The organism is Paracoccus maritimus (assembly GCF_025195095.1).
GTDB classification, from domain to species: Bacteria; Pseudomonadota; Alphaproteobacteria; order Rhodobacterales; family Rhodobacteraceae; genus Paracoccus; species Paracoccus maritimus.
In genome coordinates this window covers 354753-373221 of sequence record NZ_JANAVZ010000003.1, presented here as the reverse complement: position 1 = coordinate 373221, position 18469 = coordinate 354753, and the positions used below count along the sequence as shown (strand labels likewise).

The following is an 18469-nucleotide window of genomic DNA, read 5'->3' as shown; positions in this document are numbered from 1 at the left end:
CCGAAGCCCATTAGCTGTGGATCACATAGTCCCCTGACGGCGTGCCGACGTCCAGTGGCAGACCCGACCCAAGCTGGATGTAACCCCCTGCCTCGGCGAGATACAGGAAAACCGCTAGCGCTACCAGCGCCGCGATCATGGCGGCTGCGATTTTCCAGACCGACCATGGCCGTTCACCCTGTACCCGGCCCGATTGTCCGTTGACGAGGAAGCGAAAGCTTTTGCCGTTATAGCGATAGGCGGCGGTCCAGACCGGCAGCAACACATGCTTGAATGTCTCGTCGCCATATTCGGTGCGGATCTGTTCGACGCGCTGTTCGTCGCCGCCGATGTCGCGACGTGCGTCATTCCGGATCACGCCCGCCATTTCCTGCCGCGCCGTCGCATGTCCGTCGCTTAGCGGGATGGTGTATCCCTCGGCCTCGAACCCCGCCAGATAATCGGGGCGATAGGGCCGCAGATGCGACAGATCCCAGGGCGTCAGCCCATCCGTGAAGCGTCTTGGCAGTGACGCCGAGGCAAGGACCAGAACATCGTTGAAATCGCGTGCGACCCTGCCGCTGGCCCGGCGCCACCGAATGCGGCGGACCTGCTGCGCGACGCGCTGACTGCGACCGTTGATCTCGCGCGTGACATAGACGGTTTGATAATAGGCGTCGCCGCGCTGGCCCGAATATTCGGATCGGGTCCGCGCATCGAAGGTCCAGTAGGGTGAATAGATCCCACGCATCTTCCGCCCGCGCCGCGCATAGGAAGTCAGGCCGGATGGCGCAAACCACAGGCTGCCAAGCCAGTCTTCCATGGCGGAACGGGCCTGTTCCTCGGTCAGCAGGAAGGGCAAAACACCCTGCGGCTTGATCTGCCGCGTTATCCCGGTGTCGGTGACCACGGGCGTAGCGCAGAAAGGACAGGCGGTGGCATGGCTGTCGCCCGCGATCTCGATCCGTGCGCCGCAATTCGGACAGGACAGCGTCCGGATATCCTCGGTGATCTCTGATCCGGCATCCAGACGCAGCCCCCTGTCCAGCGGGATCTCGATCAGATCGGGCGACTTGTGTCCGGCATCCCATTGCAGCGCCCGCCCGGTTGACGGATCCCTTAGGATCGCGGCCTCACCGTCGGCCCCGCCCTGCGCCTGCCGGGCCGGGGCGCGTGCGGCCCCGTCGCCAATGCGCTGCTGATGACCGCAGTACTCGCAGACCAGCATCTGCTGGCCCGGTTTGAAACGCAGGCTGGCACCGCAATTCTCGCAAGGATAGCGGTATTCGGTCGGCGGGGTGGGCATTCCGGCGTCAGCCCGGCAGAGGCGGCGGCATCGTGGTGAACAGTTGCGCCAGTTCCGGCACCTCATCCGCCGGCAGCCAGCCATTCTGGCCGGGCGTCCAGACCAATGTCTCGCGCGTGAAGCGGTTTTCCTGGATCAGCCGTCCCAGATGCCCGCGCCCATAGGGTCCTTGCGCCTCGCCTTCCAGTGCGACGTGCCACACGGTCTCGACCTGCTTGCCGGGCAGGGGCGGCGGCGCAACCTGCGCGGTGGATTGCGGCTGCGGCCCCCACGGACCGGGACGCGCCATGCCCATGCCCATCGCGGCGCCCATGGCCGCACCCATGCCTGCGCCCGCGCCGCCGGCATTCTGACTGGCGTTCAGCATCGCCTCGCTGGCAGCATACTGGCCGAAGCGGTCCAGATCGCCGATGATGCCCATTGAGGTGCGCTTGTCCAACATCGCCTCGACCGCTTCGGGCAGGCTGATATTCTCGATATAGAATTCGGGAATGGTCAGGCCGTATGCGGCGATCACCGGTTCGATCGCCTTGGCGACCATCTTGCCCAACTGGTCGGTGTTGGCCGCCATGTCCAGGACAGGAATCCCCGAACCCGCGATCATGCGCGAGAATTCCTGTACGATCACGTTGCGGATCTGGAAGCTGATCTCGTCGCGGGTGAATTCGCCATCGGTGCCGACAATCTCGGACATGAACTTCGCCGGGTCGGTCACGCGCATCGAATATGTGCCGAAGGAACGCAGGCGTACGGGGCCGAATTCCGGATCGCGCGCGATCACGGGATTCTTGGTGCCCCATTTCAGATCGGTGAAGCGCGTCGTGTTGACGTAGTAGATTTCCGACTTGAAAGGGCTGCGAAAGCCGTGGTCCCAGTGCTGCAAACGGGTCAGGATCGGCAGGTTGTTGGTTTCCAGCAGATACAGGCCGGGCCCGAACACGTCGGCCAGTTGGCCCTCATGCACGAAGACCGCTGCCTGACCTTCGCGGACGGTCAGCTTGGCGCCATACTTGATCGCCTTGCCGACGGTCGGAAAGCGATAGACCATCGTGTCGCGACTGTCGTCGGTCCATTCGATGATCTCGATGAATTCGCCACCGAGGATGTCGAAGATACTCATGCGCCGCGCCTTTCCTGCAGATGCCGGTTGGCGGCATTCAGGGGCGCGACGGCCGGTTTGTCAATTGCGCAGGATTACGCGGCCCGGACCAGCAGTGCCAGCCAGCGGTTCAGTGCCGCGAGGCTTTCGGCCTCATCCAGCCATGGCACATGCGCGCGATCGGGCACCTCGGCGAAGATCATGTCCGGTCGAAGGCGCTGCATCCTGTCCGCAACTTCGGCTGACAGAAGGTCCGAGTTCGAGCCGCGGATCAGCGCCACCGGCAACCCGGCAGTCGCCTGCCACAGCGGCCAAAGGTCGGGCTGTTCGCCCTTGAAGGCATCAAGGAACGCGTCGCGCAGGGTCGGGTCGTATCTGATCTTCAAGCCGTCAGATGTTTCGTCATAATGCCTGCGGGCGTCCGACAGCCAGCGGCCCTCGGGGACATTGGCAAAGCCGGGCATAGCCGCCGGCAGCTTGTCGGCAAGTTCCTGATGGGTATGCGCGCGCGGATTTCGGCCGACATAGTCGAAGATCCGGTCCAGCCCCGCCTTTTCGATTTCAGGGCCAACATCGTTCAGGCACAGCCCCAGCAGCCTGTCGTGCGCCGCCGCCGCCAGCAGCAGGCCGATCAGTCCGCCACGCGATGTGCCCAGCACGGCGGCCTTGTCGATGCCCAGATGGTTCAGCAGCGCCAGCGCGTCCTTGCCCTCTTGCGGCACGGTGTAGGTGTTTGCCCCAGTGTAATCTGAACGCCCGCGCCCGCGATAGTCCATCCGGATCAGCCGCACCCCCGGCAGATGGGGCGCGACATAGTCGAAATCCGCCATGTTGCGCGTCAGTCCGGCCAGACACAGCACCGGAAGACCTAGGCCTTCGTCGCTGTATGCCAGCTTCGCGCCGTCTTCGGCGGTAAAAAACTGCGTCATGAAAGTCCTTTCAGGTCGGTCAGGATGCGGTCGGGTTTACAGGGCAGGCGATCGACCGGCAGGCCCGCGCGGTTGACCCAGACGGTTCGGAATCCGAACCGCGCAGCCCCATAGATATCCCATCCGTTCGACGACACGAAGGTGATCGCGCCGGGGTCGCAGGCAAAATGACGTGTCACGATACCGTAGGCAACGGCGGCGGGTTTGAACCGTTCCACCGTTTCGACTGACAGAAGCGCGTCCAGACGGCCGTATAGCCCGGCCGAGTGCACCGCGTCCGACAGCATCTGCGGCGAACCGTTTGAAAAGATCGCGGTGCCCGCGCCCGCGCCGCGCAGGCGGTCCAGAACCTCGGAAACTTCGGGATAGGCTGGCAGGGTGCGATACAGATCGAGAAGCTTGGCCGCCTGAGCGGTGGACGCGCCGTGGCGTTCGGCGGCCCAATCCAGCGCGTCCGAGGTGACCTGCCAGAAATCCACGTGATCGCCGGTGATTGCACGCAGCCACGAATATTCCAGCTGCTTGCGCCGCCAGTCCGCAGACAGCGCCACCCAGATGTCCTTCAGTGCGGGATCGCCTTGCGCCGCCTGTCGTGCAGCGCCGTCCACGTCGAACAGCGTGCCATAGGCGTCGAAGACATGGATCACAGATTGTCCGATTGCGGCATGCCCAGCACGTGATAGCCGCCATCGACGGTGACGATCTCGCCCGTGGTGCACGCGCCCCAATCCGACAGCAGCCAGCAGGCCGTGCCGCCGATCGCCTCCAGCGTGGCATTGGCACGCAGCGGTGCGTTGGCTTCGGTGTGACGGAAGGTCTTACGCGCCCCACCGATCGCGGCACCGGCCAGGGTCTTCATCGGACCGGGGCTGATCGCATTCACCCGAATGCCGTCGGGACCAAGATCGTTGGCCAGATAGCGCACCGAGGATTCCAATGCCGCCTTGGCCACACCCATGACGTTGTAGAATGGCGTGACCCTGTTCGATCCCCCATAGGTCAGCGTGATCAGCGACCCGCCATCCGACATCAGCGGGTGGGCGCGGCGGGCAACCTCGATCAGCGAATAGCACGAAATTTCAAGGCTGTGCTTGAAGTTCGCGCGGCTGGTATTCATGAACCGACCGGTCAGTTCGTTCTTGTTGGAAAATGCGATGGCATGGATCAGGAAATCCAGCTTTCCCCAGCGTTCGTTGATAGCCGCGAACGCCGCGTCCAGAGACGCGTCGTCGGCCACATCCACATCGACCAGAAAATCCGACCCGACCGATGCGGCCAGGGGCTGCACGCGTTTGCCGAAAGCCTCGCCCTGATAGCTGAAGGCAAGTTCCGCACCCTCGGCCGCGACCGCCCGTGCAATGCCCCAAGCGATGGAATGGTCGTTGGCGACCCCCATCACAAGCCCGCGCTTGCCTTTAAGAAGATCGCCCATATTCTGACCTCTGCGTCGTTTCTTGTTTTATTCCAAATATTTAGACATCAGCAGCGTGGCATTGGTACCACCGAAGCCGAAGCTGTTGGACAGGACTGAATCCAGTCCGGCGTCGTCAACCCGGGTTGTGGCAACTTCGCCCGGTTGGATCTCGGGGTCCAGTGTATCGACATTTGCAGATGCTGCAATGAAGTCATTTTGCAACATCAGAAGGGAATAGATCGCCTCGTGCACGCCGGTCGCGCCAAGGCTGTGACCGGTCAAGGACTTGGTAGAGCTGACCGGCGGGGTTGCGCCTTCGCCGAAGATGCGCCTGATCGCACGGATCTCGCCGATATCGCCGACCGGGGTCGAGGTGCCATGTGCATTGATATAGCTGACCTCCCGGCCCTCGGGCAGGGTGTCGATGGCCAGCCTCATCGAACGTTCGCCGCCTTCGCCTGAAGGGGCGACCATGTCATAGCCGTCGCTGGTCGCGCCGTAACCGGTGACCTCGGCATAGATCTTGGCGCCGCGCGCCTTGGCATGTTCCAGTTCCTCCAGCACGACGACGCCACCGCCGCCGGCGATCACGAAACCATCGCGCGTCGCGTCATACGGGCGCGAGGCGGTTTCAGGCGTGTCGTTATATTTCGACGACATCGCGCCCATCGCGTCGAAGAGGCACGACAGGGTCCAGTCCAGTTCCTCGCCGCCACCAGCGAAGACGATGTCCTGCTTGCCCATCTGGATCTGTTCGACGCCATTGCCGATGCAATGCGCGCTGGTCGAACAGGCCGAGGTGATGGAATAGTTCACGCCTTTGATCTTGAACGGCGTGGCCAGGCAGGCCGAGTTCGTGGAGGACATGCAGCGCGTGACCATGAAAGGTCCCATCCGCTTGGGTGCGCCCTTTTCGATGACGATCTGATGCGCTTCGAAGAAATTCGATGTCGACGGCCCGCCGGATCCCATGATCAGCCCGCTGCGCGGGTTCGACACGTCACTCTCCTCAAGCCCGCTATCGGCAATGGCCTGTTGCATGGCGATGAAGTTGTAGGCCGCGCCCGGACCCATGAAGCGCAGGTTACGCTTGTCTATATGGTCTTCCAGCACGATCTGGGGCATGCCGTGGATCTGGCTGCGGAAGCCGTGTTCGGCATATTCGGGTGCAAAGACAATGCCCGAACGGCCGGCGCGCAGGCTTTCGGTCACCTCGGCGGCGTTGTTGCCAATGGGTGATACGATGCCAAGGCCAGTGATGACGACGCGTCGCATTGGGGGCCTCCTCAAGATAAAAAATCAGCTTTCCGACAGCGCGACCTTCATGTCCTTGACCTGATAGATCACTTCGCCATCGGCCTCGACGCGGCCATCGGCCACGCCCATCGTCAGCCGGCGGGTCTGAACCGCCTTGGTAAAATCGACGAAATAACGCAGCATCTTGCGGTCGGGGCGGACCATGCCGGTCAACTTGACCTCGCCCACGCCCAGGGCATATCCGCGCCCCTTCCAGCCGCGCCAGCCCAGATTGAAGCCGGTCAGTTGCCAAAGCCCATCAAGCCCCAGGCAGCCGGGCATGATCGGGTTTCCGGGGAAATGGCAGTCGAAGAACCACAGATCGGGTTTGATGTCGAATTCGGCGACCACATGTCCCTTGCCATGCGGCCCGCCATCGCCCGAGATATCGGTGATCCGGTCCATCATCAGCATCGGCGGTTCAGGCAGTTGTGCGTTGCCTTCGCCAAACAGTTCGCCGCGCGCGCAGGCAAGCAACTCGTCACGGTCAAAGCTTGTTTGGGTCATCGCCATGCAATCCTGCCTTCCATCTGGGCGTGAACTCCGCCCGAGTTAAGATTGACGCATGGTCTATCATTCACGACAAAGCGCGTGCAAGTGCAAGCGGTTCTGGCTGCGGCATCGGCATCAGGGGCGTGATGGCGGGCCTGACCGTCAGAACCATTGGCCCGGTTCCATCAGTCCCAGATCCATCAGTTGTTGGGCATTCCATTCGAATTTGTGCGAATTTCGCCAGGTGAACCCGCTGATCGCGTCGCGTGAATCAGGGTTGCGCAGCAAGGCCTTCGCGACACGGAACGATACGATCGCCGCGGTCAGGTTGTGGTGCCATGGGCAGGCATAGGTGTTGTATTCGTTGTCGTTGAACCTGTGATCGTCGCCGATCTTCAGCCCCTCGCTGGCGCGAAACAGCGAAATACGGTCGATCCTGCGCCGATCCGCGGGCAGATATTCCTCGAATCTCCAACGAAGGCCGCCGTGAAATGCAAGTTGGCGTTCAAGGTGAACGCCATCCGGTCCGGCCACCCCCAGCGCGTAATAGCCGGTCCGGTCGAACATCGCCTGGTCAAGATCCACACCAGACGGGCACTGGCTCAGATCGGGGCCATAGAGGTCAATCACATAGCTCAGCATGGCGCTGCGGCGTTCTTCGGCATGAAAGGACAGCATTTCGCCGACATACCGATGTTCGCTGAACGGAAAGAACAGAAACTCTGCGTTGAAGCAGTAATACAGCCATGTGCCGTCAGGGACCGCCGGGATCAGGGCGTTCACAGCCTCTACATGGGCAGCGGGGCGACGCGTATCCCAGATCAGATTGGTCACGCGGGCGGCCATGTCGTCGGGCAGGGTGATCGGCTCGGGCGACAGCGCAAGCACGTGGCGGAAACCGACCCGCAGATGATGGGCGATGGTTTCGGTGACGGCGGCGTCATCCTCGATCAGGATCATGGCAAGGGGGCCACGCTGGATCTGCCGGGCTCCGCGCTTCAGAAAGTCCAGCAATCCAGTCTCGGCGCTCATGGCATGACGGCCTTTACCTGATCCAGCGCCGCCCGCAGCAGATCGGGGTTGGTTGCCGCGCTTTCCACAAGCCGCATCAGCGTGGCCTTCTGCGTCTGCGAGATCTGCGCGCTTTCGATGATTTCCGTCACGCGGCCCGCGTCGAATCCTTCGGGGGTCAGCAGCGTCTCGATCTCGGCGGCCGTCGCGGCCGCGTCGGCCGCCCTTGCGGTGGCGCTGGCCGCGTCCTCTGCCGCCTCTGCGGCGGTCTCGGTCGCGTCCTGATCCGCGCTTGTGTCCGTCGCCGATGTGGCGGCGGCGTCGGCGGCGCGGTCGGCAGCGGCAATCGCGTCCTCGGCCGCGGCCTCCGCCTCGGTTGCGGCCTCGTTGGCCGGGGCGATGCCGGCTTCCTGCGACGCCTCGACGGCTTCGGCAGCGGCATCTGCGGCGATCGCTGCGGCATCGGCTGCCGCGTCTGCGGCATCCGCCGCTTCGCTGGCTGGAACGGGCTGATCGCCGGGCGTTTCCGCGACCGTTTCGGACACTTCCTCGGCTGTGGCCTCGGTCTGCTTCGCGGTGGTATCGGCGATCTCGGCCGCTTCGCCAGCCTGCGTGTCAGGTGCGTCCAAAGGTGTCTCTTCCGCGGCAAGACTTGAGGGTGCTTTGGGCGCAGCGGTGTTCTGCCACCACCACCAGCCGCCAAGCGCCAGCACGAGAATCACGATCAGTGGCAACAGCTTCTGCATGGGGGTGTCTTCCTTCTTGCGTCCTGCCCGACAGGGCCGATTGGGGTTATCGCACAGGGTCGCAACGCCGAAAAGCCACCAGCGATCCGCAAAACCGCCCGGAATTCCGCCATTAGCGGCCCGGTTGCGTTCAAATCCGGTTGAAAGAGGGCGACGCGCGCCTTATTTTCGGTCCATTCCCGCCATGGCCATAAAAGGAGTAACGCCATAGCTCGTCGCCCGCATAACGCACCGCCCACCCGTGACACCGGACCCCGCGTGAATGAACGCATTCGCGTCGCCGAGATTCGCCTGATCGGCCCTGAAGGAGAGAATGTCGGTGTCGTGCCGCCCTCGGTCGGGCTGGAGATGGCAAGGGACAGCGGACTGGATCTGGTCGAGATTTCGCCCAACGCGACCCCGCCCGTCTGCAAGGTCATGGACCTTGGCAAGTTCAAGTACGAACAGCAGAAGCGAGAGGCCGAGGCGCGCAAGAAGCAGAAGGTCATCGACATCAAGGAGGTCAAGTTCCGTCCGGGAACCGACACCCACGACTATGATGTGAAGATGCGCAACGTGATGAAGTTTCTTGAAGGCGGCGACAAGGTGAAGGTCACCCTGCGCTTCCGCGGTCGCGAGATGGCCCATCAGGATCTGGGTGTCGATCTGCTGAACCGCGTCCGTGACGATGTCGGCGAGGCGGGCAAGGTCGAATCCATGCCAAAGCTGGAAGGCCGCCAGATGGTGATGATGATCGCGCCGCGCTGAACAGTCGCGCTGATCTGACCGACGCCGCAGAAATCGGGCCGCGCAGGCATTGCCGCGCGGCCTTTGTCTTGGATACGAGGGTGAGATGACGCAACCGACGCAGATCAGGATCAAGCGCAGCGAAGGATCCGACCATTCGATCCCTCTTCCGTCATATGCGACGCCAGGCGCGGCCGGGGCGGATCTGCGCGCGAATTTCACCGCCGAGCTGCGTCAGGGCATCGATCTGCAGCCCGGCGCGCGTGCATTGATCCCGACCGGGCTGATCCTAGAGATCCCGGCAGGTTGGGAAGTGCAGGTCCGGCCACGTTCGGGGTTGGCGCTGAAGCACGGAATCGGGCTGGTGAATGCACCTGGTACGATCGACAGCGATTATCGCGGCATGCTGGGGGTGATCCTGATCAATCTCGGGGACCAGACATTTCACGTGGCGCACGGCGACCGGATCGCCCAGATGGTCGCGGCACCCGCGCCACAGGTCACTTTTCTCGAGGTCGGACAGGTCGATGCGACGCCACGTGGCGCCGGTGGCTTCGGCTCGACCGGGGCCGGTTGATGCTGGGTGTGTGGCTGCTGGCCGGTCTGGCGGTGCTGGCGCTTTTCTTGCGTCTTCCGGGGCGGATCGTGCTGGCAATGCTGGGCTGCCTGTGGCTGGGGCTGGTGCTGTTGCTGGCATTGTTGCCCGGCAGCGCTGCGGCGCGGGCGACGGGCGGGACGGCACCACAATGGCTGGTCGCCGGTGCTGTGGTCGCGCTGATCCTGCTGTATCGTGCCGCATTGTCGCGGCTGCGCGCGAAAGCGCCCGAAACGCCGTCCCTGACGAAGCCGGTCGAAGACGGACCGATGTCGGACGAGGAACTGGATCGCTATGCCCGGCATCTGGTCCTGCGCGAGATCGGCGGCGCGGGCCAGATGCGGCTGCGGGACGCGCGCGTGCTGATCGTCGGTGCGGGCGGGCTGGGTGCGCCGGTCTGCCTGTATCTGGCGGCTGCGGGCGTCGGGCGGATCACCCTGGCAGACGACGACACAGTCAGCCTGTCCAACCTGCAACGGCAGGTGATCTTCCGCAGCGATCAGCGCGGTCAGCCAAAGGCGCGCGCCGCTGCACAGGCGATGTCCGCGTTGAACCGGCATGTCTCGGTCTCGCCGCTGCTGCGCCGCGTCACGGCCGAGGATGTGGATCTGGTCAGCCAGCACGATCTGATCATCGACGGCACCGACAGCTTTGCCGCGCGGCAGGCGATCAACCGGGCCTGCGTAGGCGCGGGCGTCCCACTGATCGCCGGCGCGATCGCCCAGTGGGAGGGGCAGGTGACGCTGTATGACCCTGCGCGCGGGGGCCCGTGCCTTGGTTGCCTGTTTCCGGTGGCACCAGCGCCGGGTCTGGCCCCTGCCTGCGCCGAGGCGGGCGTCGTGGGCGCGCTGCCCGGCGTCATCGGCAGCCTGATGGCGCTTGAGGCGATCAAGCATCTGACCGGCGCGGGCGAGGGCCTACGGGGCAGAATGCTGATCTTTGACGGGCTTTACGGCGAAACCCGGATGGTCCGCACCCAGGCTCGCGCCGATTGTGACGTCTGCGGGTCCAAGATTAGCCACTGATCGCGACCGGTCGCCGATGCCCGTTCGTCTTCGTTCATCCTGCCGCAGCAGTCCTTCAGCATGATCAAGACCGCAGCAGATGGTTTCGATCACGCGCAATCCTGATTAGGGTCACTGCAAAGACAGGAGCCACGCCCATGAATTCCGAACTGACCCGTTGGACCGGCCCCGAAGGCCTGCCGCGATTCGACCTGATCGGGGATGCCGATTTCGCGCCCGCCTTTGATCGCGAACTGGCCGCCGCCGAAGCCGCCATGGAGGCGATTGCCGCCAATCCCGAACCTGCCAGCTTTCAGAATACCGTCGCGGCGATGGAGACCGCGGATGAGGGCCTGAACCGGGTCTTGTCGGTGTTCTACACGTTGGCTTCCGTCGATTCGACCGCGGCGCGGCAGGCCCTTCAACGGGATTTCGCGCCACGGCTTGCCGAATATGGCAGCAAGATCAGCATGGATCCAAGGCTGTTCGCCCGGGTCCGTCTTGTCGCGGATCAGGCCGAGGCATTGCCTGCCGAGGATCGGCGCATTGTCGAATTGGCGTTGCGCGATCTGACGCGTGCAGGTGCTGGGCTGAGTGGTGCGGCACGCGACCGGATGGCCGAAATCCGCAGCCGCATGGCGGTCTTGACGACACAGTTCGCGCAGAATGTGCTGGCTGATGAACGCGATTACGTCCTGCCAGTCCCGCAAGACCGACTGGCTGGTCTGCCCGATTGGCTGGTCCGCGCAATGCGCGCCGCCGCGCGCGAGCGCGGTCTTGACGGTCAGGTGGTGACCCTGAATCGGTCGCTGATCGTGCCGTTTCTGGAACATGCAGAGGACCGGGCCTTGCGAGAAGTTGCGTTCCGTGCGTGGACAGCGCGGGGATCGGGTCAGGGGGCGGGCGGCGAGGCAACCAGCAATCTGCCACTGATCGCGGAAATCCTGTCGCTGCGCCACGAGCGGGCGCAGATTCTGGGCTACCCGGATTTCGCGACCTACAAGCTGGAACCGGAAATGGCGGGAACGCCGGCGCGGGTCCGGGATCTGCTGGACCGGGTCTGGAAACCGGCGACGCGACGCGCCGCCGAAGATCAGGCGAAGCTGGTCGCGCTGGCGCGCGAGGATGGTGTCAACGGCCCGTTCGAGGCATGGGACTGGCGTTTCTATTCCCAGCGGTTGCTGCGGCGCGAACATGATGTCGATCCCGACGAGGTAAAGCCCTATCTGACGCTGGATGCGATGCTGGGCGCGGTCTTCGACGTGGCGGGCCGGCTGTTCGGGCTGAAGTTTCATCCGATCGACGCGCCACTGTGGTCCAACGATGTCCGGGCATGGCGTGTCACGCGCGACGGGCGGCTGATGGCGGTGTTCGTGGGCGACTATTTCGCCCGGCCCGGCAAACGGTCCGGCGCGTGGTGTTCGTCGCTGCAATCCCAGCACCGGATCGGCGCGGGGCAGCGGGCGATCGTCGTCAATGTCTGCAACTTCACTCCGCCCGAGGAACCGGGTCGGCCCGCGTTCCTGTCCTGGGACGACGCCCATACGCTGTTCCACGAATTCGGGCATGCCACGCATCACATCCTGTCCGATGTTGCCTGGCCGTCGATTTCCGGCACATCCGTGGCCCAGGATTTCGTCGAACTGCCCAGCCAGCTATACGAACACTGGCTGGAACAGCCTCAGGTGCTGGACGCGCATGCGCGCCACAATGTGACCGGCGCGCCGATCCCGGCAGATCTGCGGGACCGGGTGATCGCGGCGGGCAAGGCCGATGCCGGCTTCTCGACCACGGAGTATCTGGAAAGCGCGCTGGTCGATCTGGCCTTGCATCGTGGCGATCCGCCGGCCGATCCGATGGCCCGCCAGGCCGAGTTCCTGGCGGAACTCGGCGCACCCGATGCAATCCCGATGCGTCACGCCTCGCCGCATTTTGCGCATGTCTTTGCGGGCGACAGCTATGCCAGCGGCTATTACAGCTATCTGTGGTCCGAGGTCATGGACGCGGATGCATTCGCCGCATTCGAGGAGACAGGGGACATCTTTGATGCCGAAACCGCCCGGCGACTGGAGGATACGATCCTGTCGCGCGGCGGTTCGGCCCCGGCAGACCAGCTCTGGATCGCGTTCCGGCAACGCATGCCGGGCATCGACCCGCTGCTGAAGGGGCGGGGGCTGGCCTGATCTGCCCGGCGAACGTGCCGAGGTGGAGTGACCAAAGGAAGGGGGCGTGCCGACATCGCGGTCGGCGTCCTGCCGGACGGGCGTTGGCGCGCCGCGGTCGCGGCGCGCGGCCGCGCGCAGATTGCGGCCTTGGCCGACCCTGTCAGTCGCGGATTTCCTGGGGATCGACACCCCAGATCGCCTGTTTGGGAACCCATCCCCGCTGACCGCCGCCCGAAATGCGGCACCAGCCGGGATTGCATTCGCCCAGTCTGACGATCGCGCCGGTTTCCGCCTTTGCGACGACATCCGCATCAGGATCGGGGCGGTTTCGCAACTGCACCATGTCCTGGGTCACAAGGGCGGTCCGGACCCCCGATAGCAGCGCGTAATGCACCCATCCACCGGCGCCGTCCTTGTCCTCGACCCTGCGCCAGTGGCCGAACTCGGCGACCACCCGCAAAGGCATCCCGGCATGGCGGAAGACCCAATCGATTCGATGGGACAGGCTGGGGCCGCGTCTTGCATTGCCCTCGTTGCCCTTCAGGCTGACATAGCGTGGCAGCGGCAGATTCGTGACCGGGCCTCGCATGCCCGGTTCGGCCTGGCTCTGGACGCGGATCACGCGCGCATTGGCTGACCGGGATCGAAGCTGAAGCTGCGCCTGATACCAGGACGCATCCTGCATCGCGGTGGGTCCATCCTGAGGCGCGGCCACGATCTGGCCTGCAAGGGCGGGTAACGCGACGATGCCTGTCGTTACCACCATCACCACAGCCGCCGCCATTGCCGCAAGGTGCCGTCCACACGCCCGTCTGTTCATCTGTCTTCCGTTCCTGTCGATCGGGATCCCGATCGGCCCCAAAATTTCCGCCCCATCACGGTCGGCGCCACCGCGCTGTGCACCGGCCCGGTGCTCGTTAGCGGCAAGCGTCGCGCTGGGGTCTTGTGCCTGCGTCGCAACGCGGGCAGTTTGCCAAAAGCCGCCCGGCATTGGAAGTGTGCCGCCCACACGACTTCGAGAAAGTGAGGTTCACATGCACAGCCCCCAGCCATTGCGCCAGAAGCTGCGCGTCGCCGTCACCCGTCGCCTGCCCGAAGCGGTCGAGACCCGCATGAAAGAGCTTTTCGACGTGGTGCTGCGCGATGACGACCGAAAGCTGAGCCGCGAGGAGCTGGCCTCGGCGATGCAGAACGCGGACGTAATTGTGCCGACGGTGACCGACCAGATCGATGCCAACCTGCTGGCCCAGGCCGGCGAGCGGTTGAAGCTGATCGCCAATTACGGTGCCGGGGTCGATCACATTGATGTCCAGACGGCACGACAGCGCGGCGTTCTGGTCAGCAACACGCCTGGGGTGGTCACCGAAGACACCGCCGACATGACGCTGGCGCTGATCCTTGCCGTGACCCGCAAGATCCCGGAAGGCCTGGCGGAAATGCAGGCCGGCCGCTGGAAGGGCTGGGCACCTACGGCGCATCTGGGCGGGCGTGTCGGGGGGCGGCGCCTTGGCATCCTGGGCATGGGCCGGATCGGTCAGGCCGTGGCACGTCGCGCGAACGCCTTCGGGATGCAGGTTCACTATCACAACCGCAAACGGTTGCGTGCCGAGATCGAAGAGGAATTGCAGGCGACCTATTGGGAAAGTCTGGACCAGATGCTGGCCCGGATGGATGTGATCAGCGTCAATGCTCCGCACACACCATCGACCTTCCATCTGCTGAATGCGCGGCGGCTGAAACTGCTGAAGCCGTCGGCGGTGATCGTCAACACATCGCGCGGCGAGGTCATCGACGAGAATGCGCTGACACGGATGCTGCGCGCGGGCGAGATCGCGGGCGCCGGTCTGGATGTGTTCGAACATGGCCACGAGATCAATCCGCGACTGCGCGAACTGCCGAACGTCGTGCTGTTGCCCCACATGGGCAGCGCCACCGCCGAGGGACGCGCAGAAATGGGCGAGAAGGTGATCATCAACATCAAGACCTTCGCCGACGGGCATCGCCCGCCCGATCTGGTCGTGCCCAGCATGTTGTGACGCGCGACACGCGCCGGAATGCGGACGCTGCGGCGTCCCGAGTATGGACGGTAACTGATTGAATTGGGGGCGCGCATGGTAATGTCCGCGAGGGCGGCCGTGTCGGGATTGTTCTTTCTCAACGGTTTGATGGTCGGAAGCTGGGCTCCGAAATTGCCTGTACTGATGCAGCGGCTGGATATATCCGAGGCTGTCGCTGGCGGGATCGTGCTGGTTCTGGGGTTGGGTTCGATCACCATCATGCCGGTCTTCGGCGCCCTGACGGCACGCCGTGGATCGGCCCGTGCGGTGCGTCTGGCGGCGCTGCTTGCGGTCCCGACATTGCTGCTGATTTCAGTCTCGCCGAACCTGATCGCCACGATGGCAACGGTCTTCCTGTTCGGTGGGATGATCGGGGCGATGGACGTCGCGATGAATGCCAATGCGGTCGCGGTCGAACGGGGCCGCAGACGGGCGATCATGTCGTCGTGCCACGGATTCTGGAGCCTTGGCGGCGTTGTCGGCGCGGGCTTTGGCGGCATGGCGATCACCCTGCTGGGTGAGGTCTGGCACGCGGTGGCCGTGACCTTGCTGCTGGCTGCCGGGCTTGCCGTCATCCTGCCGCGCGTGCTGCAAGACGCGCCCGTAGCGGGGGGCGCGGCCGCGGCGCCGCTGCGGTTGCCGCGCCAGCCCTTGCCCTATGTGATCGGCTTCATGGCGCTGTGCTGCATGGTGCCGGAAGGTGCGATCCTTGACTGGGCCGCGGTCTATCTGCAGCGCGAGATGGGCGCGTCCCTGTCGCTGGCGGGCTGGGGTTTCGCGGGATGCGCGGCGACGATGGCGGTGATGCGCTTTCTGGGCGATGCGCTGCGTCACCGCCTTGGCGCGGTCAGCATGTTGCGGCTGAGCGCGCTTGTCGCGATCGCCGGAATGGGAATCGCCGGGATGGCGGGCACACCGGCGCTGGCGATCACGGGGTTCGCGCTGGCGGGGATCGGCATCGCCAATCTGGTGCCGATCGCGTTTTCCGCGGCGGGCAACCTGCCGGGTCTGGCCAACGGGATCGGGCTTTCGGTGGTCACGACCATGGGCTATTCCGGTATCTTGCTGGCGCCCGGCACGATCGGCTGGCTGGCCGAACGGATGAGCTTTTCGTCGATCTATCTTGGGCTGGCGGCGTTGCTGATGGTGCCGCTGCTGCTGTCGCCGCTGGCACGGACGGCGGATTTCGCGGCCGCAGAGGAGGACGAACCTGCCGAACGTGCCGCCTGAGCCAGGCCGCGCAACACGGGCGCGCGTTGCATGGGCTGTGCGCGCAACGGATCTTCCGGCGTATCGCCCGACCCCCCAGCAAATGCAGGGATTTTCGCTGCACCAACCGTGCACAGCGCGTGCACCGGGCGTGCACAGCGCGTACACAGCTTGCGCGCGTTGCGCAGGCCCGACGCGGATTCCCGGACGCGTTCGCGGCGCTAGCACCGCAGGCTGACCCCGACAAGCGGGCCAGCCATGGTCATGTCGATCCGGGTGCCGCCCAGACATAGGGGGTGATCTGCCCTTGCCGGTCGCGATCCTGCGCATCCGCCGTCGCGGGCAGGGACAGCAGCGCGGCGGCCGAAAGCGTCAGTGCGGTGTTCCAGGGCATGCCGTAATCCCTCAGATGCTGTCCTTGTGGACGCGACCGTTCTTGACCATCAGCCGCAGGTTGTCGGTATCTTCAAGCCAGTCCAGATCGGCAGAGGGATCGCCGTCGATCACCAGCAGATCCGCAAGGGCGCCGGGTTCGATCACGCCGAGGCGCCCGTCATAGGGCGCGCGCGGTCCCGACAGCGCCAGCAATTGCCCGGCCGCGTCCGTGGGCCGGTGCAGCGCCTGGAGCGGGGACAAAGCGGAAAGGCGAAGCATGGCTGCCGAAGCAGGGTTCTCCGTGCCCGTCAGCGATAGGTCTGATCGGGGCCCGGAAAACTGCGATCGCGGACGGCGCGGGCATAATCGGCGATGGCCTGTTCCGCGCGCGGTCCGAGATCGCCGAATTTCTGCACGAAGCGGGGCACGCGGCCCGACAGGCCCAGCATGTCGTCAAGGACCAGGATCTGGCCGTCGCAGCGTGCCGAAGCGCCGATGCCGATGGTCGGGATCGCTATGGCCTGGGTGATCTGATCGGCCAGCGGTTCCATCACGCCCTCGACCACAAGCGAGAATGCCCCGGCCTGTTCGACCGCCTGCGCATCGGCGACATGGGCGGGCCATGTCGCCTGATCCCGGCCCTGCGTCCGGAATCCGCCCATCGTCAGGGTGGATTGCGGGGTCAGGCCGACATGGCCCATCACCGGGATGCCACGGCTGGTCAGGAACGCGATCGTGTCGGCCATTCTTGCCCCGCCCTCCAGCTTGACCGCGCCGGCGCCGGTTTCCGACATGATCCGGGACGCGTTGCGGAACGCCTGCTGCGGGCTTTCTTCATAGCTGCCGAAGGGCATGTCGATCACCACCATCGCGCGCGCGCTGCCGCGCATCACCGCCTGTCCGTGCAGGATCATCATGTCCAGCGTGACGCCGATGGTGGAGGGAAGGCCGTGGATCACCATGCCAAGGCTGTCGCCGACAAGGATCACCTCGGCATGGGCATCGACCATCGCGGCCATGGGCGCGGTATAGGCGGTCAGCGCGACGATCGGGGTGTCGCCCTTGCGGGCGGCGATTTGCGGAACGGTGATGCGTTTGACCGGGGCCTGAGCAGACATGGGCGATCCTTTACGGGGTGGCGGTGCGTTGATCGATCAGCAGCACCTCGCCGAAGCGGACGGCCAGCAGCATGACCACCGGACGGTCGATGCGGCTGACGCGCGACAGATCGGCGGCGTCGCGCAGATCGACGGATCGGACCTGCGCACGCGGTTCGCTGCGCAGGATGGCGCGGACCGCGCGGCGGATGGCGGCCGGGCTGGCGCCGTGTTCGACCATCTGCTGGCCGCGATCCAGCGCGCGGTTGAGGACGGTCGCGGCGGCGCGATCCTGGGGCGTCAGGCGGCGGTTGCGCGACGACATCGCCAGACCGTCGGGCTCGCGCACGGTGGGCACCGGGATGATCTCGACCGGCATGTCCAGATCGGCGACCATCTGCCGCACGATGGTCAGTTGCTGGTAATCCTTTTCCCCAAAGGTCGATGCGTCGGGACCGATGATGTTGAACAGCTTGGTCACGATCGTCGTCATGCCGCGGAAATGGCCGGGGCGGACGCGACCCATCAGCATCCGCGACAGGCCCGCAACCTCGACCACGGTCTGCGCGCCGGGGCGATAGATATCCTCGACCGAGGGCAGGAACACCGCGTCGCAGCCATGCTGACGCAGCATCGCCAGGTCGGTTTCCTCGTCGCGGGGGTATTTTTCCAGATCGGCCTGCTGGTCGAACTGCGTCGGATTGACGAAGATCGAGGCGACGATGCGACCGCCGCCCCGTGCGTCCAGCCAGTCGCGTGCCTTCGCGACAAGCTGCATATGCCCGTCATGCAGCGCGCCCATGGTGGCGACCAGAACGACCTTCTCGCCAGCCGCGCGCCATCCCGCGACACAGTCCCTGACCGACTGCCTGCTGCGGCAAATCTGCATGATTTCGTCCCCCCGTCGCCCGGTCTTGCCCCCCGACATGCCGGGCAACCTACCGTCCGAAGGCGGATTCGCACAAGTGC

At 64.8% G+C, this 18469-nt stretch carries 20 protein-coding genes; 6 read left to right on the top strand and 14 right to left on the bottom strand.

All coding sequences use genetic code 11. The features are described from left to right. Positions 1–10: 10 nt before the first annotated feature. The 9 genes from MU516_RS07565 to MU516_RS07525 form a co-directional block, all read right to left on the bottom strand. Positions 11–1285 (bottom strand): TFIIB-type zinc ribbon-containing protein, encoded by a 1275-nt coding sequence (locus MU516_RS07565; RefSeq protein ID WP_260276601.1) that lies wholly within the window; start codon positions 1283–1285, stop codon positions 11–13. 7 nt (positions 1286–1292) lie between these two features. Then, positions 1293–2405, bottom strand: coding sequence for an SPFH domain-containing protein (locus MU516_RS07560; RefSeq protein ID WP_260276600.1), 1113 nt, complete (start codon positions 2403–2405; stop codon positions 1293–1295). 74 nt (positions 2406–2479) lie between these two features. Then, positions 2480–3313 (bottom strand): alpha/beta fold hydrolase, encoded by an 834-nt coding sequence (locus MU516_RS07555; protein ID WP_260276599.1) that lies wholly within the window; start codon positions 3311–3313, stop codon positions 2480–2482. After that, positions 3310–3960 (bottom strand): haloacid dehalogenase type II, encoded by a 651-nt coding sequence (locus tag MU516_RS07550; RefSeq protein WP_260276598.1) that lies wholly within the window; start codon positions 3958–3960, stop codon positions 3310–3312. The genes MU516_RS07555 and MU516_RS07550 overlap by 4 nt, the downstream gene beginning before the upstream one ends. Further along, positions 3957–4745, bottom strand: a complete 789-nt coding sequence (locus tag MU516_RS07545) for an enoyl-ACP reductase FabI (protein ID WP_260276597.1) — start codon at positions 4743–4745, stop codon at positions 3957–3959. The genes MU516_RS07550 and MU516_RS07545 overlap by 4 nt, the downstream gene beginning before the upstream one ends. Before the next feature lie 27 nt (positions 4746–4772). After that, the gene (fabB, locus tag MU516_RS07540; RefSeq protein ID WP_260276596.1) at positions 4773–6002 is read right to left on the bottom strand and encodes a beta-ketoacyl-ACP synthase I; all 1230 of its coding nucleotides are present in this window, start codon (positions 6000–6002) and stop codon (positions 4773–4775) included. 24 nt (positions 6003–6026) lie between these two features. Beyond that, on the bottom strand, positions 6027–6536 hold the full coding sequence (fabA, locus tag MU516_RS07535; protein ID WP_209056015.1) for a bifunctional 3-hydroxydecanoyl-ACP dehydratase/trans-2-decenoyl-ACP isomerase: 510 nt from the start codon (positions 6534–6536) through the stop codon (positions 6027–6029). A 141-nt stretch (positions 6537–6677) separates the two neighbouring features. Next, complete coding sequence (locus MU516_RS07530; protein WP_260276595.1) at positions 6678–7547, bottom strand: glycosyltransferase family 2 protein; 870 nt, start codon at positions 7545–7547, stop codon at positions 6678–6680. Continuing rightward, positions 7544–8272: a hypothetical protein gene (locus MU516_RS07525; protein ID WP_260276594.1), complete on the bottom strand. Its 729-nt coding sequence runs from the start codon at positions 8270–8272 to the stop codon at positions 7544–7546. The genes MU516_RS07530 and MU516_RS07525 overlap by 4 nt, the downstream gene beginning before the upstream one ends. 258 nt (positions 8273–8530) lie before the next feature. On the opposite strand from MU516_RS07525, the gene infC reads away from it, so the two are divergent. The 4 genes from infC (at position 8531) to MU516_RS07505 (ending at position 12780) form a co-directional block, all read left to right on the top strand. Then, the gene (infC, locus tag MU516_RS07520) at positions 8531–9019 is read left to right on the top strand and encodes a translation initiation factor IF-3 (RefSeq protein WP_260276593.1); all 489 of its coding nucleotides are present in this window, start codon (positions 8531–8533) and stop codon (positions 9017–9019) included. 85 nt (positions 9020–9104) lie between these two features. Then, complete coding sequence (gene dut / locus MU516_RS07515; protein WP_260276592.1) at positions 9105–9575, top strand: dUTP diphosphatase; 471 nt, start codon at positions 9105–9107, stop codon at positions 9573–9575. Continuing rightward, complete coding sequence (locus tag MU516_RS07510; protein WP_260276591.1) at positions 9575–10618, top strand: HesA/MoeB/ThiF family protein; 1044 nt, start codon at positions 9575–9577, stop codon at positions 10616–10618. The genes dut and MU516_RS07510 overlap by 1 nt, the downstream gene beginning before the upstream one ends. Before the next feature lie 137 nt (positions 10619–10755). Further along, positions 10756–12780, top strand: a complete 2025-nt coding sequence (locus MU516_RS07505) for a M3 family metallopeptidase (RefSeq protein ID WP_260276590.1) — start codon at positions 10756–10758, stop codon at positions 12778–12780. A 142-nt stretch (positions 12781–12922) separates the two neighbouring features. On the opposite strand, the gene MU516_RS07500 is transcribed toward MU516_RS07505, so the two are convergent. Then, entirely contained in the window at positions 12923–13582 is a 660-nt protein-coding gene (locus MU516_RS07500; protein ID WP_260276589.1) for an SH3 domain-containing protein, read from the bottom strand. A gap of 214 nt (positions 13583–13796) precedes the next feature. On the opposite strand from MU516_RS07500, the gene MU516_RS07495 reads away from it, so the two are divergent. Continuing rightward, positions 13797–14798, top strand: coding sequence for a 2-hydroxyacid dehydrogenase (locus MU516_RS07495; RefSeq protein ID WP_260276588.1), 1002 nt, complete (start codon positions 13797–13799; stop codon positions 14796–14798). A 75-nt stretch (positions 14799–14873) separates the two neighbouring features. Further along, positions 14874–16049 (top strand): MFS transporter, encoded by a 1176-nt coding sequence (locus MU516_RS07490; protein ID WP_260276587.1) that lies wholly within the window; start codon positions 14874–14876, stop codon positions 16047–16049. A gap of 241 nt (positions 16050–16290) precedes the next feature. Here MU516_RS07490 and MU516_RS07485 read toward each other — a convergent pair whose 3' ends face one another. Genes MU516_RS07485 through panC form a run of 4 tightly spaced genes read right to left on the bottom strand, consistent with a single transcriptional unit; the run spans position 16291 to position 18389 of the window. Beyond that, positions 16291–16422 carry a hypothetical protein gene (locus tag MU516_RS07485; RefSeq protein ID WP_260276586.1) on the bottom strand — a complete coding sequence of 44 codons (132 nt, stop codon included), beginning with the start codon at positions 16420–16422 and terminating at the stop codon, positions 16291–16293. Positions 16423–16433: 11 nt separating this feature from the next. Beyond that, positions 16434–16682, bottom strand: coding sequence for a Xaa-Pro dipeptidase (locus MU516_RS07480; RefSeq protein ID WP_260276585.1), 249 nt, complete (start codon positions 16680–16682; stop codon positions 16434–16436). A gap of 29 nt (positions 16683–16711) precedes the next feature. Next, complete coding sequence (gene panB / locus MU516_RS07475) at positions 16712–17554, bottom strand: 3-methyl-2-oxobutanoate hydroxymethyltransferase (protein ID WP_425606825.1); 843 nt, start codon at positions 17552–17554, stop codon at positions 16712–16714. Then, positions 17532–18389, bottom strand: coding sequence for a pantoate--beta-alanine ligase (gene panC / locus MU516_RS07470; RefSeq protein ID WP_260276583.1), 858 nt, complete (start codon positions 18387–18389; stop codon positions 17532–17534). The genes panB and panC overlap by 23 nt, the downstream gene beginning before the upstream one ends. Positions 18390–18469: the final 80 nt, after the last annotated feature.